The following is a 15,298-nucleotide window of genomic DNA, read 5'->3' on the forward strand; positions in this document are numbered from 1 at the left end:
ATGAGATGACAATAGCATTACATTGTTGTAATAGAATGACTGGTGGAATGTAAGGGTCATTTTGTTATAAAAAAAATAGTACAGGTATGCAAAGAGAGAGTGTAACAGTTTTGAAAATATAGTATACTGAAAGTACAACACATGAAGAATTTAGGGAAAAGAAAGTATGGTGAAACCATTTGGCTACCAAGCATAACCAAATTTTAGAACATATTAATAGCCTGCCAGTAGGCCATAAAATTTCTGTAAGACAAATTGCGAAAGATTTGAGTGTAAGTGAAGGGACAGCTTACCGTGCAATTAAAGATGCAGAAAATAAAGGATATGTTAGTACAATTGAACGTGTCGGAACAATTCGAATTGAACAAAAGAAGAAAGAAAATATCGAAAAACTGACATATGCAGAAGTCGTTAACATTGTCGACGGTCAAGTACTTGGAGGCAGAGAAGGACTACATAAAACATTAAATAAATTTGTAATCGGAGCTATGAAATTAGAAGCGATGATGCGCTATACAGAAGCTGGGAATTTACTCATTATTGGTAACCGTACGAATGCACATCAATTAGCGCTAGAAACTGGAGCCGCTGTATTAATTACGGGTGGATTTGATACGGAAGATCATGTGAAGAAATTAGCAGACGAATTAAAGCTGCCGATTATTTCAAGTAGCTACGATACATTTACGGTCGCAACGTTAATTAACCGTGCAATTTATGATCAACTGATTAAGAAAGAAATTGTACTTGTTGAGGATATTTTAACACCAATTGAAGAAACGTTATATTTAAAGCCACATGATACAGTACAGCAATGGCATGCATATAACGAAGAGACAATGCACGGAAGATATCCAATTGTCGATGAAAATAAAAAAGTGCTAGGAATCGTAACTTCAAAAGACATGATCGGTGTAGCGAAAGAAACACCAATTGATAAAGTAATGACAAAACACCCAATTACAGTGAATGGTAAAATGTCTGTCGCAGCTGCGGCACGTATGATGGTGTGGGAAGGAATTGAATTACTTCCTGTCGTTGAGGAAGGAAATAAACTGCAAGGTATCATTAGCCGTCAAGATGTACTTCAGGCACTGCAAATGATTCAACGTCAGCCACAAGTTGGAGAAACAATTGATGATATCGTAACGAATCAATTTATGACGCCAAAAGAAGCGAAAAATGAGCATCTATATCAATTTTCGGTGACGCCGCAAATGACGAATTCAATCGGAACGTTATCGTACGGTGTATTTGCAACAATTGTGACAGAAGCGACAAATCGCGTCATTCGTGCGCAAAAGAAAAGCGATTTAATTGTTGAAAACTTAACAATTTATTTCGTGAAGCCGGTTCAAATTGATAATGTTGTATCCGTTCATCCGAAAGTATTAGAAATCGGGCGTAAATTTGGTAAGGTCGATGTAGAGGTGCATCATGAAGGTAATGTCGTTGGAAAAGCATTACTTATGGTTCAGTTAATTGATAAATAAAAAGATGGAACAAATCGTTTTGATTTGTTCCATTTTTTTTTGTTGTTTTAAATTTGAAAGGCATGATTTTAGATGAGAGTTTTAGTGAAATATGTATGGGATGGAGTGGAAAAGTAACACGATAAAAGACAGAATAGTAATTTAATTTTGGTATATATTGTGTTATGATTATATTGTAAGAAAATGGATTTCTGGAAGGTGGTATACATTATGTCGTCAGCCGTACTCTTTTTTGGTAGTATCGCACTATTTTACTTTCTTGTAATGATACCGATCCAATATTTATATTTACAAGGTTTACATGAAAAAAAGGAAAAGACAGGATTATCTCAGCGAGAGCTATATGAAAAAATGTCTTTTGGAGAAGAACAATTACATTTTCACGTACAAGGTAACCCATTTAATATACCATCTGCGTTTGTTGCATATATGATTTTGAAAGTTAAGGGTCGTAAAAAAGCATCACAATATTGATGCTTTTTTTATGTTGCTTCATAGACTTCGGCTTCTTTAACTGCTAATGGTAAGAAGTGTTTGTATTGGCGAAACCCATTAAATACACTTGCACTACCAAATAGAACGAATAAAATACCAACGATAATACGAGCGGTTGAAAGTTCTAAAAAGAATTGGTTTACCCCGAAAAATAAAACGAATGAACCGAGTGCCATTGCGGATTTTCCTGAGAGCCAACCTTTTTCCATTGGGCGGTTTGTACGAAAGTATTTTGTTTTGTAAAAGAGGTACAACATAAATGAGACGATAATACAGAAGACTAATACTGGCATAATGAACACTCCCATCGCTTTGTGAAAAATAATAGAAAAGAAAAAGAAATATCTAAACTTTCTAACTTCTATTATAAAGCAATTGTTCGCATGTATGAAATACTTTCCGTTATAATGGAGGATAAAGTGAAGAAGTTGATTAAAAAGGAGATTATACATATGCATGAGCAAATTTTAGGAGCAATTAAAGAGTTTGATACAATTATTATTCATCGCCACGTGCGTCCGGACCCAGATGCATTAGGTTCACAGGGTGGCCTTGGTACAATTCTACAAGGATCGTTTCCAGAGAAAAATATTTATACGGTTGGGTACAATGAACCGTCGTTAGCGTACTTAAGAGTAATGGATGATATTGAAGATAGTGTATACGAAAATGCGCTTGTTATCGTTTGTGATACTGCGAATCAAGAACGTGTTGATGATCAACGCTATACAAAAGGGAAAATGTTAATTAAAATTGATCATCATCCAAATGAAGATCCATATGGAGATATTACGTGGGTAGATACGGCAGCGAGTTCTACAAGTGAAATGATTTATGAGTTTTACACGTATGGAAAAGATAAAGGATTAAAAATAACAAAAGAAGCAGCTCGCCTTATTTTAGCTGGAATTGTTGGGGACACAGGTCGTTTCTTATTCCCGAATACAACAGCAAAAACACTTCGTTACGTAAGTGAGCTTGTTGATATGGGTGTGAAATTCACAGATTTATACAATGAAATGTATAAGACAAAAGAAAAAATTGCTCGTTTAAACGGTTATATTTTACAAAACTTTACGATGGTAGAAGAAGGAGCAGCTTACATTAAATTAACGAAAGAAGTATTAGAAGAGTTTGATGTACTTTCTTCTGAAGCATCTGGTGTTGTTGGAGCACTTGGCAATATTGATGGATTAAAGGCGTGGGTTCTATTTTTAGAGGAAGACGACGTAATTCGTGTTCGTCTTCGTTCAAAAGGACCAGTTATAAACAAATTAGCAATGCAATATAACGGTGGAGGACACCCGATGGCTTCTGGTGCGAAGGCATCTTCTTGGGAAGAAGCGGATCGTCTTTTTGCTGATTTACGTGAGATTTGTAAATAAGAGATTATATGTTAGAACGAAAAGAAGGAGCGGCGCTAAAGCCCTCCTTCTTTATTTTTCTTTCTCTATAGTAATGCTAATTTCAAGCACTGTATCAAAAGATATTGTATCGACTTTAAAACGGTATAGCCGATCGTAATGTTTGTACGTCTTGTTTTCGATTACCTTTTTGAGTAGGTCTTTATTTTTTGCGATACTTTGAATGTTTTTCGTTAAAAGATGCTGGAGATCATTATGGATAGATGTAGTCATATTTTCGAGTGTAAGATTGTCTAAATCGTATTTTTCTCGATTGATAAGTTTTATTTTAATCTCTTGAATGGTTAAGAGCCGTTTATTTTCAGTGTTCAATTTTTCTTGATCTTCGAGAAGGACGTGGAGTTTTGCTTCTTGTTTTTCTATAATTTCTCTTTGTTCTGCTATTTTACTAGCTTGTTCTTCTTGAAAAACACCGTATATGTACAAAAAAATAAACCAGCTCAACACGCCTCCAACAGCAGCACCAGCTAATACTAAGTACCATCTTTTTGCTGTATTGGCACTTGGTACTCTCATACATGTTCCTGCGTTAGCCATTTAATAATAATGAGACCTGTTTGCATACCACCAGTTGCGAAAAAAATAAGGAGAATTTGTTTTACGATATCTTTCATATCTCCGCCAAAGAAACTTCTTTCAAAGCTATAAAAGGTATCGAATGTTCCGCCGATTGCTGCAACGAGTGCCCAAATTCTTAAATTTTGGGCGAATTGATTAATGTAAGTTAGAGCTGGTTTTCCGATAAGAAACGCACCAAATCCACCAATTAATGAACCGCCAAGTATAACCCCAAAGGCAATAAAATAACTAATAATAAGCAGAGAGAAAAAAGTATGTTCTCTTACATCCATCGTCATTCCCCTTTCTTCTTCATATATATGGACAAAGTATAAGAAGTATGTTTTGATTTCCGCTTTCCTCATCACCTATAATAAAAGTAGTCAAATAGGTAAAGAGAGGGTACAACAGTGAAGTTTGTGCATTTACAATGTCAAACCGTTTTTAGTTTATTAAAAAGTGCTTGTAAAATTGATGAGCTTGTAGTCAGGGCGAAAGAACTTGGTTTCTCATCGCTGGCTATTACGGATGAAAATGTTATGTATGGCGTTATTCCGTTTTATAAAGCATGTAAGAAACATGGTATACAGCCTGTTATTGGATTAACCGCTTCTATTTTTAGTGAAGAAGAAGAAAGGTCTTATCCGCTTGTATTACTTGCTGAGAATGAAATAGGCTACCAAAATTTATTAAAGATTTCTAGCAGTATTATGACAAAGTCCAAAGAAGGTATTCCTAAGAAGTGGCTTGCGCATTATGCGAAAGGATTAATTGCTATTTCACCAGGTAAAGATGGCGAAATTGAGCAATTATTACTAGAAGACAATGAGAGTCAGGCTGAAGAAGTAGCTCGAACATATCAAAATATGTTCGGCCATTTTTATATGAGTTTGCAGCATCATGCAATTCAAGATGAGTTGCTTTTACAAGAGAAGCTACCTGAATTTATTAGTAGGGTTAATATTCCAGTCGTTGCAACAAACGATGTGCGTTATATCAATCAAAGTGACGCACTTGTTCACGAATGTTTACTATCTGTTGAAAGTGGAACGAAAATGACTGATCCAGATAGGCCGAGGCTGAAAACAGATCAATATTATTTAAAATCATCGGATGAAATGGAAGCACTATTTTCCCATGCGCCGGAAGCAATCCAAAATACAATAAAAATTGCAGAGCGTTGCCAAGTAGAAATACCGTTCCATGTAAATCAACTTCCGAAGTTTCCTGTTCCGTCTAACGAAACGAGTGATATATACTTGCGTCGTGTTTGTGAAGAAGGTTTGCGGAAACGATATGGTGCGCCGAAAGAAGTGCATATAAAGCGTTTGGATCATGAATTAAATGTTATTTCTCGTATGGGATTTAGTGATTATTTCCTCATCGTATGGGATTTTATGAAGTATGCACATGAAAATCATATTTTAACAGGACCAGGTCGTGGATCGGCAGCTGGTTCACTCGTCTCATACGTATTAGAAATTACAGATATTGATCCGATTGAATACAATCTATTATTTGAAAGGTTTTTAAATCCTGAACGTGTGACGCTTCCAGATATTGATATTGATTTTCCAGACGTAAGACGTGATGAGATGATTCGCTATGTGAAAGATAAATACGGTCAGCTTCGTGTTGCGCAAATTGTAACGTTTGGTACGCTTGCAGCAAAAGCAGCAATTAGAGACATTGCCCGCGTAATGGGGCTTCCGCCACGAGATATTGATATATTTTCAAAACTTATCCCATCAAAGCTCGGTATAACGTTAAAAGATGCATATGAAGAATCACAATCACTTCGTGAGTTTATACAAGGGAATCTTCTGCATGAGCGTGTGTTTGAAATCGCAAAACGTGTAGAAGGTTTACCACGTCATACGTCTATTCATGCGGCTGGCGTTATTATGAGTCAAGAACCGTTAACAGGCAGTGTAGCAATTCAAGAAGGACATAACGATGTTTATGTTACGCAATATCCAGCTGATGCGCTAGAAGAACTTGGGTTGCTTAAGATGGACTTTTTAGGGTTACGTAATTTAACGTTACTTGAAAATATTATAAAATTTATCGCGAACAAAACAGGGAAAGAAATCGATATAAGAAACTTACCTCTTCAAGATGAAAAGACGTTCCAATTATTAGGGAGAGGGGATACAACAGGTGTATTCCAGCTTGAGTCAGGTGGTATGCGAAATGTACTTCGCGGGTTAAAACCGAATGAGTTTGAAGATATCGTAGCTGTTAACTCGTTATACAGACCGGGGCCGATGGAACAGATACCGACCTTTATTGAATCGAAACATGGAAAAAGAAAAATTGAATATTTACATCCGGATTTAAAGCCAATTTTAGAAAGAACATACGGCGTCATTGTATACCAAGAACAAATTATGCAAATTGCATCGAAGTTAGCAGGGTTTTCGCTCGGAGAAGCAGATTTACTGCGCCGTGCAGTGAGTAAAAAAAATCGTGATATTTTAGATCAGGAACGTAAGCATTTTGTCCAAGGGTGTTTGCAAAATGGTTATGATGAGACGTCTGCTGAGAAAATTTATGATTTAATTGTAAGATTTGCGAATTACGGTTTTAACCGAAGTCACGCTGTAGCTTACAGTATGATCGGATATCAGCTTGCCTATTTGAAAGCGAACTATACGCTGGAATTTATGACGGCATTATTATCAAGCGCAATTGGAAATGAAGATAAAATTGTACAGTATATACGAGAAACGAAGCGGAAAGGCTTTCACGTTTTGCCGCCGTCTCTTCAGAGAAGTGGTTACAACTTCCAAATAGAAGGGAATGCGATACGTTACAGTTTACTTTCGATCCGAAATATTGGAATGGCTACAGTGACGGCATTATTAGAAGAACGAAAGAAAAAAATGTTCGAAGATTTGTTTGAATTTTGTCTCCGTATGCCGTCAAAGTTTGTGACGGAGCGCAATTTAGAAGCTTTCGTCTGGTCCGGATGTTTTGATGATTTTGGTGTTTCGAGAACGAATTTATGGAAAAGTATTAAAGGGGCATTAGAGTACGCGAATCTCGCACGTGATTTAGGAGATGCTGTTCCAAAATCAAAATACGTACAAGGAGAAGAGCTATCTTTTATTGAACAACTAAATAAAGAGAAGGAAGCACTTGGCTTTTATTTATCAAGTTATCCGACAGCGCAGTATGTAAAGTTAGCAAAAGAATTAGAAATTCCATCTCTCGCTCAGGCGATGCGACACAAGAAAAAAGTACAAAGAGCTATTGTGTATATAACAAGTGTGAGAGTGATTCGTACGAAAAAGTTTCAAAAGATGGCATTTATTACATTCTGTGATCAAAATGATGAAATGGAAGCAGTCCTCTTCCCGGAAACGTATATACATTTCTCGGACAAGTTACAAGAAGGAGCAATTGTTTTAGTTGACGGTACGATTGAGCTAAGAAATCATAAGCTGCAATGGATTGTAAATGGTCTATATCCGCTAGAGGAAATGGATGTTTATGAAGAAAAGAAAGACGCATCTGTTTACGTGAAATTGCCGTCTCAGTATGAGAAAAAGCTTTTAAATCAGGTTACGAAAATATTGTTCGACTATTCAGGTTTTGCGAAAGTACTAATTTATTATGAAAAGGAACATAAAATGGTACAATTATCTCGGAGTTTATCGATTCATCCAAGTGAAGAATGTTTAGGAGCACTTCGTGAAATTGTCGGGGAAGAAAATGTAGTTGTGAAAATATAATGGACAATTTCCCTACACTTCGATTATTATAGTAGTAGTGTTCGTGGTCAGACCACTTGGAGAAATTGATATCAGCAAGAATAATTTGAGGAGAGTGGATAGTTTGTCAACACTTCGTGAAGAAGCACTTCACATGCATAAAGTGCATCAAGGAAAATTAGAAACTGTATCAAAAGTAAAAGTAGAAAATGCAAAAGATTTAAGTCTTGCATATTCTCCAGGGGTTGCAGAACCTTGTAAAGAAATTTATGACGATAAAAGTAAGGTATATGAATATACGATGAAGGGAAATATGGTAGCAGTTGTGACAGACGGAACAGCTGTACTTGGTCTTGGTAACATTGGACCTGAAGCATCTCTTCCAGTAATGGAAGGTAAAGCTGTATTATTCAAGAGCTTTGCTGGTGTAGATGCATTCCCGATTGCCTTAAATACAAACGATGTAGATAAAATTGTTGAAACTGTAAAATTAATGGAGCCAACTTTTGGCGGCGTTAACTTAGAAGATATCGCAGCACCAAACTGCTTCATTATTGAAGAGCGTTTGAAAAAAGAAACAAATATTCCTATCTTCCATGATGATCAACACGGAACAGCTATCGTAACAGTAGCAGGTCTTGTAAATGCACTGAAATTAGTTGGAAAGAAAATGTCTGACATTAAAGTTGTCGCAAATGGCGCAGGTGCAGCAGGTATTGCAATTATTAAACTTTTATATCGCTATGGTGTACGCGACATTATTATGTGTGACCGTAAAGGGGCAATCTATGATGGTCGTCCTACAGGTATGAATCCGGTGAAGGATGAAGTTGCAAAATATACAAATAAGAATCGTATAGAAGGTTCTTTAGCTGATGTTGTACATGGTGCGGACGTATTCATTGGTGTATCTGCAGAAGGTGCATTAACAGAAGAGATGGTTCGTACAATGAATGACGATGCGATTATTTTTGCAATGGCGAATCCGGTTCCAGAAATTATGCCAGAATTGGCAAAAGCAGCGGGCGCAGCTGTTGTTGGAACAGGTCGTTCTGACTTCCCGAACCAAGTAAATAATGTACTGGCGTTCCCTGGTATTTTCCGCGGTGCACTTGACGTACATGCGACACAAATTAACGAAGAAATGAAGATGGCAGCTGTACAGGCTATTGCTGAGCTTGTAGCAGAAGATGAGTTGAATGCAGACTATATCATTCCGGCACCATTTGACGCGCGTGTAGCGCCTCAAGTAGCGGCTTACGTTGCAAAAGCAGCAATGGAGACAGGAGTAGCTCGCCGTCAAGTAGATCCAAATGAGATCGCTGAAAAAACAAAACAATTAGCGCTGATTGGTAAAGAATAAGCGAGGAATTTCCATTGACATCATCAAATACAAAAGTATATCTCGAAATTGTAAAAAAAATCCGTTCCATTATGGAAGAGGATGGATTGGTAGCGGGGGATCGTTTGCCGTCTGAGCGTGAGTTAAGTTCACGCTTAAACGTAGGACGTTCCTCTGTAAGAGAAGCATTGCGTGCTTTAGAACTGGTAGGATTGATTGAAACGAGACGTGGTGAAGGGACATTTATTCGAAACTTTTATGATAACGGCCTTGTACAATTAATTGCTCCGTTCTTACTGCAAGATGAGAAAACAATTCGTGATTTATTACAAACGAAACGATTGCTTGAGAAAGATATGATTCGAATTGTATGTAATTTACCGAAAGAAACGTTTTCTAAAGTACTAAGTAGATTACACCAAGTACTTGAAGGAAATGAAAACTCAATCCCAACGCTTCATCAAACGTTCTTTAAAACACTTATTGAACAAGTCGATAATTATTTACTATATCGCATTTGGATGATCGTAAATGATTACGTAGCAACTCTTTCTTGTAAAGTTTCAAGAGATTCTATCGATATGTATAGAAAGCTTTATGCTACTTTGGAAGAAAAACAAGAAAATGATGCACTAAAAATTTACGATGAATTAGTAGAGAATATACAGTTTCACTCGTAATGTATAAAATTTGTCGAAATGACCATGACACGTTATGACAAACATTCTACCGCTTAGCGGTTAAAGTTAAACGTAAAGAGTGAGGTTATTAGACAGATTGAGAAGATAAGGCTAACATCAAACTTTGGTGTTAGCCCCATTTTCTTCTTACGCTAACCTTAGCTCTCAACGAAGGGGGTCAAATTGTGCTAAGAGATTTATTCGTGAAAAAGAAAAAGTACGCTGCAATACCTTCAGAACAAGTACGAAAAGATGTACCAGATGGCGTTATGACAAAATGTCCGGAATGTAAAAAAATCATGTATACGAAAGAACTTCTAAAAAATTTAAAAGTATGTGTGAATTGTGGATATCATCATCCTATGAATGCATGGGAACGTCTTGATAGTATATTGGACGAAGGGTCATTCCGTGAGTATGACAAAGAAATGGTTTCATTAAATCCACTCGAGTTTCCAGGTTATGAAGAGAAACTAGAGAGCGATCGTAAGAAGACTGAATTAAACGAAGCGGTTGTAACTGGTGAAGGAACAATTGATGACATGCTTGTTGTTGTTGCAGTAATGGATTCTCGTTTTCGAATGGGGAGCATGGGCTCTGTGGTAGGAGAAAAAATCGCCCGTGCGGTTGAAAAGGCGTACGACTTACAAGTTCCATTTATTATCTTTACTGCTTCGGGTGGTGCCCGTATGCAAGAAGGGATATTAAGTTTAATGCAAATGGCAAAAACAAGCGTAGCTTTGAAAAAGCATAGTAATGCAGGAGGATTATTTATTTCTGTTATGACTCACCCAACGACGGGCGGGGTTTCAGCGAGTTTCGCTTCACTTGGTGATTATAATCTTGCAGAACCAGGTGCACTTATCGGATTTGCTGGTAGACGTGTAATTGAACAAACGGTGCGTGAGAAACTACCGGAAGATTTCCAAACGGCAGAATTCTTACTAGATCATGGTCAATTAGATGCGGTGGTGCATCGTGATGATATGAGAGAATCGCTTCGCAAGATTTTAGAAGTTCATCAAGGAGGGGGAATGGCTGTATGGCAGAGCTAGAATTTGAAAAACCAGTTGTTGAGCTAAGAAATAAGATTCGTGAACTGAAAGACTATACGAAAAACAGCCAGATGGACTTCAGTGAGGAGATTCGTATTTTGGAAGACAAGCTAGAAAATTTAGAGGAAGATATATACGGTAATCTGAAAGTATGGGACCGTGTTCAAATTGCTCGTCATGCAGAACGACCGACAACGCTCGATTATATTGAGCACTTATTTACTGATTTTTTCGAATGTCATGGAGATCGTCTATTTGGCGATGATGCAGCGATTGTCGGCGGCATTGCGAAATATAAAGGGATGCCTGTAACTGTAATTGGGCATCAGCGCGGAAAAGATACGAAAGAAAATATTCGCCGTAACTTTGGAATGCCTCATCCAGAAGGATATCGAAAAGCATTACGCTTAATGAAGCAGGCGGAAAAGTTCAATCGTCCTATTATTTGTTTCATTGATACGAAAGGGGCTTATCCTGGTAAAGCTGCTGAAGAACGTGGTCAAAGTGAAGCTATCGCCCGCAATTTATTTGAAATGGCAGGTTTAACTGTACCTGTTATTTGTATCGTTATCGGTGAAGGTGGTAGTGGCGGTGCGCTAGGCCTTGGAGTGGGAGATTACATTCATATGCTAGAAAATTCCACTTATTCTGTTATTACACCAGAGGGTGCAGCGGCAATTCTTTGGAAAGATGCAGGAAAAGCAAAGGAAGCTGCAGAGGCAATGAAAATTACAGCAGCAGATTTGAAAGAATTAGGTGTAATTGATGAAATTATTCCAGAGGCAAAAGGTGGAGCTCACCGTAATCTTTCGAAACAGTCAGAAAATATAGATTTAATGATTAGAAAAACTTTTGAACAATTAAACGGAATTTCGAAAGATGAATTAATCGAAAAACGTTATGAAAAATATATGAAAATTGGGCAAGTTTCGTTTTCAAACGCTTCCATTGGGATAAAATAAGAAAAGCGTGCGTTCCTCTTCGCGAATGCACGTTTTTATTATGAAAAGACACATCTTCTCCATTGTGTTTTTATATTTTTTCGTGTTATTTTATTATAAGGCAAATAATCTTTATGAGGTGAGTACAAATGAAACGTATTGGTGTATTAACAAGTGGTGGAGATTCACCTGGTATGAATGCTGCCATTCGTGCAGTTGTTCGTAAAGCGATTTTCCATGATATTGAAGTATATGGTATTTACCATGGATACGCTGGATTAATTTCTGGTCACATTGAAAAATTAGAACTTGGTTCTGTTGGCGATATTATCCACCGCGGTGGTACGAAATTATATACAGCAAGATGTCCTGAGTTTAAAGACCCAGAAGTACGACTAAAAGGTATCGAGCAATTAAAGAAACATGGTATCGAAGGACTTGTTGTTATTGGTGGAGATGGTTCTTACCAAGGCGCTAAAAAATTAACTGAACAAGGATTCCCGTGTGTTGGTGTACCAGGTACAATCGACAATGATATCCCTGGAACAGACTTCACAATTGGTTTCGATACAGCTTTAAACACTGTTATTGATGCAATTGATAAAATCCGTGACACAGCTACATCTCATGAACGTACATATGTTATCGAAGTAATGGGACGTCACGCTGGTGATATCGCATTATGGGCTGGTTTAGCTGATGGTGCAGAAACAATCTTAATTCCAGAAGAAGAGTATGACATGGATGATGTTATCGCTCGTCTGAAGCGTGGTAGTGAACGTGGTAAAAAACACAGTATTATCGTTGTAGCTGAAGGTGTTGGAAGTGCAATTGACATCGGTAAGCACATTGAAGAAGCAACAAACTTTGATACTCGTGTAACTGTATTAGGTCACGTACAACGTGGTGGATCACCAAGTGCACAAGACCGTGTATTAGCAAGTCGTCTTGGCGCAAGAGCAGTTGAATTATTAATTGCTGGTAAAGGTGGACGTTGTGTAGGTATTCAAGATAACAAACTTGTTGATCATGATATTATCGAAGCGTTAGCTCAAAAGCATACAATCGATAAAGATATGTATCAATTATCTAAAGAATTATCCATCTAATTGACGTAATGTCAGATATTTGGGAACGGTTTCATAATTTTCGGAGGTGCAATATGCGTAAAACTAAAATTGTATGTACTATAGGTCCTGCTAGTGAAAGTATTGAAAAATTAGAGCAATTAATCGAAGCAGGTATGAACGTTGCTCGTTTAAACTTCTCTCATGGTAGCCATGAAGAGCACGGAGCTCGTATTAAAAACATTCGTGAAGCTTCAAAGAAAACTGGTAAAACAGTTGGTATCTTACTTGATACAAAAGGTCCAGAAATCCGTACTCACGACTTCGTAGACGGACAAGCTGAGCTTGTAACAGGTGCAGAAGTAGTTCTTTCTACTGAGCAAGTATTAGGTACTGCAGAGAAGTTCTCTGTATCTTATGCTGGTCTTTATGACGATGTAGACCCAGGTTCTCGCATTCTAATCGATGACGGTCTTATCGAACTAGAAGTAATCGAAAAAGCTGATGGAAACATCCGTACAAAAGTTCTTAACAGCGGAACTGTAAAAAATAAAAAAGGTGTTAACGTACCAAACGTAAGCATTAAGCTTCCTGGTATCACTGAAAAAGACGTAAAAGATATCATCTTCGGTATCGAGCAAAAAGTTGATTTCATCGCAGCTTCATTCGTACGTAAAGCGTCTGACGTATTAGAAATCCGTGAATTATTAGAAGAGCATGGTGCTCAATACATCCAAATCGTACCGAAAATCGAAAACCAAGAAGGTATCGACAACATCGATTCAATCTTAGAAGTTTCTGACGGTTTAATGGTAGCTCGTGGTGATATGGGTGTAGAAATTCCACCAGAAGAAGTACCATTAGTACAAAAACGTCTAATCAAAAAATGTAACGTGTTAGGTAAACCAGTTATTACTGCGACACAAATGTTAGACTCTATGCAACGTAACCCACGTCCAACTCGTGCGGAAGCAAGTGACGTAGCTAACGCAATCTTCGATGGTACAGATGCAATCATGCTTTCAGGTGAAACAGCTGCTGGTCAATATCCGGTAGAAGCAGTAACAATGATGGCTAACATTGCAGTACGTGTTGAAAAATCATTACAATACGAAGATATGTTCAAAAAACGTATTAAAGAGTTCACTCCAACAATTACAGATGCAATTAGCCAATCTGTTGCGCATACAGCACTTGCTCTTGATGTAGCTGCAATCGTAGCTCCAACAGAAAGTGGACATACTGCGAAAATGATCTCTAAATACCGTCCAAAATCTCCAATTGTAGCTGTAACATCTGACGAGCAAGTAGGACGTCGTCTTGCGCTTGTTTGGGGTGTACAAGCGTTTATGGCTGAGAAGCGCGCAGCTTCAACTGACGAAATGTTAGATACAGCAATTCAAACAGGTATGGATGCAGGTCTAATCGGACTTGGAGATACTGTAGTAATTACTGCTGGTGTTCCAGTTGCTGAAACTGGAACAACAAACTTAATGAAAATCCACGTTGTTGGTGAAGAAGTTGCTAAAGGACAAGGAATCGGTCGTAAAGCTGCAAAAGGTAAAGTAGTTGTAGCAAAAACAGCTGCTGAAGCTGTAGCGAACGTAAACGAAGGTGATATCCTTGTTACAACAAGTACTGATAAAGATATGATTCCTGCAATCGAAAAAGCTGCTGCTTTAGTTGTAGAAGAAGGTGGCTTAACAAGCCATGCGGCTGTTGTAGGCGTATCAATCGGTATTCCTGTTATCGTTGGTGTAAACGGCGTAACAGCAACTTTAAAAAATGGCCAAGAAGTAACAGTTGATGCAGCACGCGGAATTGTTTATAATGGACATGCGGAAGTGCTATAAGTAATACGGAGAGAAGGATCGGAGTCCTTCTCTTTTTTTTACACAAAACGAGATAGAATTAGTTTAAAGTGCCTAGAATTGCTTTTAAAAGCGGTTTGTTATGAGTTTTAGTATGAAAGGGTATCTATATTTCGTATGATGTATATAGGCGTTGTGAGGGTGTTAAAAGTGAGTTGTGAGAGGGGTGTAGAACTATGAAGTGGTTACTATTCTTGTTTATTTTAATACCGGCGATTGAGATTACGGTCTTAATTGGATCAAGTCATGTAATAGGTTTATGGTCTACGTTCGCTATGATTGTATTTACAGGTGTTGTAGGTGTGTATTTGGCGAAAAGACAAGGATTTAAAGTACTTGGAGAGATTCAATCTAAGTTGAATAGAGGGGAAATGCCAGGTGAGGCAGTACTAGATGGTATTTTTGTATTTGTAGGAGGTATTCTCTTGGTGCTTCCTGGGTATGTGACAGATGTGCTAGGGTTTATCTGCGTGATCCCTATTACGAGAGCTTTATTGAAGCCGCTTGTTATGAAGTGGATGGAATGGAAATTTAGAAAGAACTCTACTATTATCATTCAGAAGTAGCACTTAGATTATAACGATCTAAGTGCTATTTTTTTGTCTTGTAAGAGGAGAGGGGGTTTCTGATTGAGGCTTCGCTTTACTGCGCTATTT

Annotated in this window: 14 protein-coding genes; 11 read left to right on the forward strand and 3 right to left on the reverse strand. The window is 37.7% G+C overall.

Going from position 1 to position 15,298, the window contains the following annotated elements; all coding sequences use genetic code 11:
- Positions 1 to 179 precede the first annotated feature (179 nt).
- Both DN403_RS07185 and DN403_RS07190 read left to right on the forward strand, forming a co-directional pair.
- Positions 180 to 1,493 carry a CBS domain-containing protein gene (locus DN403_RS07185; RefSeq protein ID WP_000201579.1) on the forward strand — a complete coding sequence of 438 codons (1,314 nt, stop codon included), beginning with the start codon at positions 180 to 182 and terminating at the stop codon, positions 1,491 to 1,493.
- Between the two features lie 210 nt (positions 1,494 to 1,703).
- The gene (locus tag DN403_RS07190; RefSeq protein WP_000093045.1) at positions 1,704 to 1,967 is read left to right on the forward strand and encodes a DUF3949 domain-containing protein; all 264 of its coding nucleotides are present in this window, start codon (positions 1,704 to 1,706) and stop codon (positions 1,965 to 1,967) included.
- A gap of 8 nt (positions 1,968 to 1,975) precedes the next feature.
- Here DN403_RS07190 and DN403_RS07195 read toward each other — a convergent pair whose 3' ends face one another.
- Positions 1,976 to 2,281, reverse strand: coding sequence for a YtpI family protein (locus DN403_RS07195; protein ID WP_001144782.1), 306 nt, complete (start codon positions 2,279 to 2,281; stop codon positions 1,976 to 1,978).
- Between the two features lie 159 nt (positions 2,282 to 2,440).
- On the opposite strand from DN403_RS07195, the gene DN403_RS07200 reads away from it, so the two are divergent.
- Positions 2,441 to 3,373: a DHH family phosphoesterase gene (locus DN403_RS07200; protein ID WP_025989092.1), complete on the forward strand. Its 933-nt coding sequence runs from the start codon at positions 2,441 to 2,443 to the stop codon at positions 3,371 to 3,373.
- Positions 3,374 to 3,424: 51 nt separating this feature from the next.
- On the opposite strand, the gene ytrI is transcribed toward DN403_RS07200, so the two are convergent.
- Positions 3,425 to 3,928, reverse strand: coding sequence for a sporulation membrane protein YtrI (gene ytrI / locus DN403_RS07205; RefSeq protein WP_001265736.1), 504 nt, complete (start codon positions 3,926 to 3,928; stop codon positions 3,425 to 3,427).
- Positions 3,925 to 4,338: a YtrH family sporulation protein gene (locus tag DN403_RS07210; protein WP_002005839.1), complete on the reverse strand. Its 414-nt coding sequence runs from the start codon at positions 4,336 to 4,338 to the stop codon at positions 3,925 to 3,927. The genes ytrI and DN403_RS07210 overlap by 4 nt, the downstream gene beginning before the upstream one ends.
- Positions 4,339 to 4,380: 42 nt before the next feature.
- Between DN403_RS07210 and dnaE the strand changes: the two genes are divergently transcribed.
- The 8 genes from dnaE to DN403_RS07250 all read left to right on the forward strand — a co-directional run bounded on the left by dnaE (position 4,381) and on the right by DN403_RS07250 (position 15,208).
- Complete coding sequence (dnaE, locus tag DN403_RS07215) at positions 4,381 to 7,707, forward strand: DNA polymerase III subunit alpha (RefSeq protein WP_000673721.1); 3,327 nt, start codon at positions 4,381 to 4,383, stop codon at positions 7,705 to 7,707.
- Positions 7,708 to 7,840: 133 nt separating this feature from the next.
- Positions 7,841 to 9,049: an NADP-dependent malic enzyme gene (gene ystJ / locus DN403_RS07220; protein ID WP_161635086.1), complete on the forward strand. Its 1,209-nt coding sequence runs from the start codon at positions 7,841 to 7,843 to the stop codon at positions 9,047 to 9,049.
- Positions 9,050 to 9,063: 14 nt separating this feature from the next.
- Complete coding sequence (locus DN403_RS07225; RefSeq protein ID WP_000204445.1) at positions 9,064 to 9,708, forward strand: FadR/GntR family transcriptional regulator; 645 nt, start codon at positions 9,064 to 9,066, stop codon at positions 9,706 to 9,708.
- 185 nt (positions 9,709 to 9,893) lie between these two features.
- On the forward strand, positions 9,894 to 10,763 hold the full coding sequence (gene accD / locus DN403_RS07230) for an acetyl-CoA carboxylase, carboxyltransferase subunit beta (protein WP_000942858.1): 870 nt from the start codon (positions 9,894 to 9,896) through the stop codon (positions 10,761 to 10,763).
- Complete coding sequence (gene accA / locus DN403_RS07235; protein ID WP_000818789.1) at positions 10,751 to 11,725, forward strand: acetyl-CoA carboxylase carboxyl transferase subunit alpha; 975 nt, start codon at positions 10,751 to 10,753, stop codon at positions 11,723 to 11,725. Before accD ends, accA begins: the two co-directional genes overlap by 13 nt.
- Before the next feature lie 128 nt (positions 11,726 to 11,853).
- Positions 11,854 to 12,813 (forward strand): 6-phosphofructokinase, encoded by a 960-nt coding sequence (gene pfkA / locus DN403_RS07240; RefSeq protein ID WP_000821157.1) that lies wholly within the window; start codon positions 11,854 to 11,856, stop codon positions 12,811 to 12,813.
- A 53-nt stretch (positions 12,814 to 12,866) separates the two neighbouring features.
- On the forward strand, positions 12,867 to 14,624 hold the full coding sequence (gene pyk / locus DN403_RS07245) for a pyruvate kinase (protein WP_001232667.1): 1,758 nt from the start codon (positions 12,867 to 12,869) through the stop codon (positions 14,622 to 14,624).
- 194 nt (positions 14,625 to 14,818) lie between these two features.
- The gene (locus DN403_RS07250; protein ID WP_000871631.1) at positions 14,819 to 15,208 is read left to right on the forward strand and encodes an FxsA family protein; all 390 of its coding nucleotides are present in this window, start codon (positions 14,819 to 14,821) and stop codon (positions 15,206 to 15,208) included.
- Positions 15,209 to 15,298: the final 90 nt, after the last annotated feature.

Source organism: Bacillus sp. AY2-1, from assembly GCF_008368965.1.
GTDB lineage: Bacteria > Bacillota > Bacilli > Bacillales > Bacillaceae_G > Bacillus_A > Bacillus_A thuringiensis_S.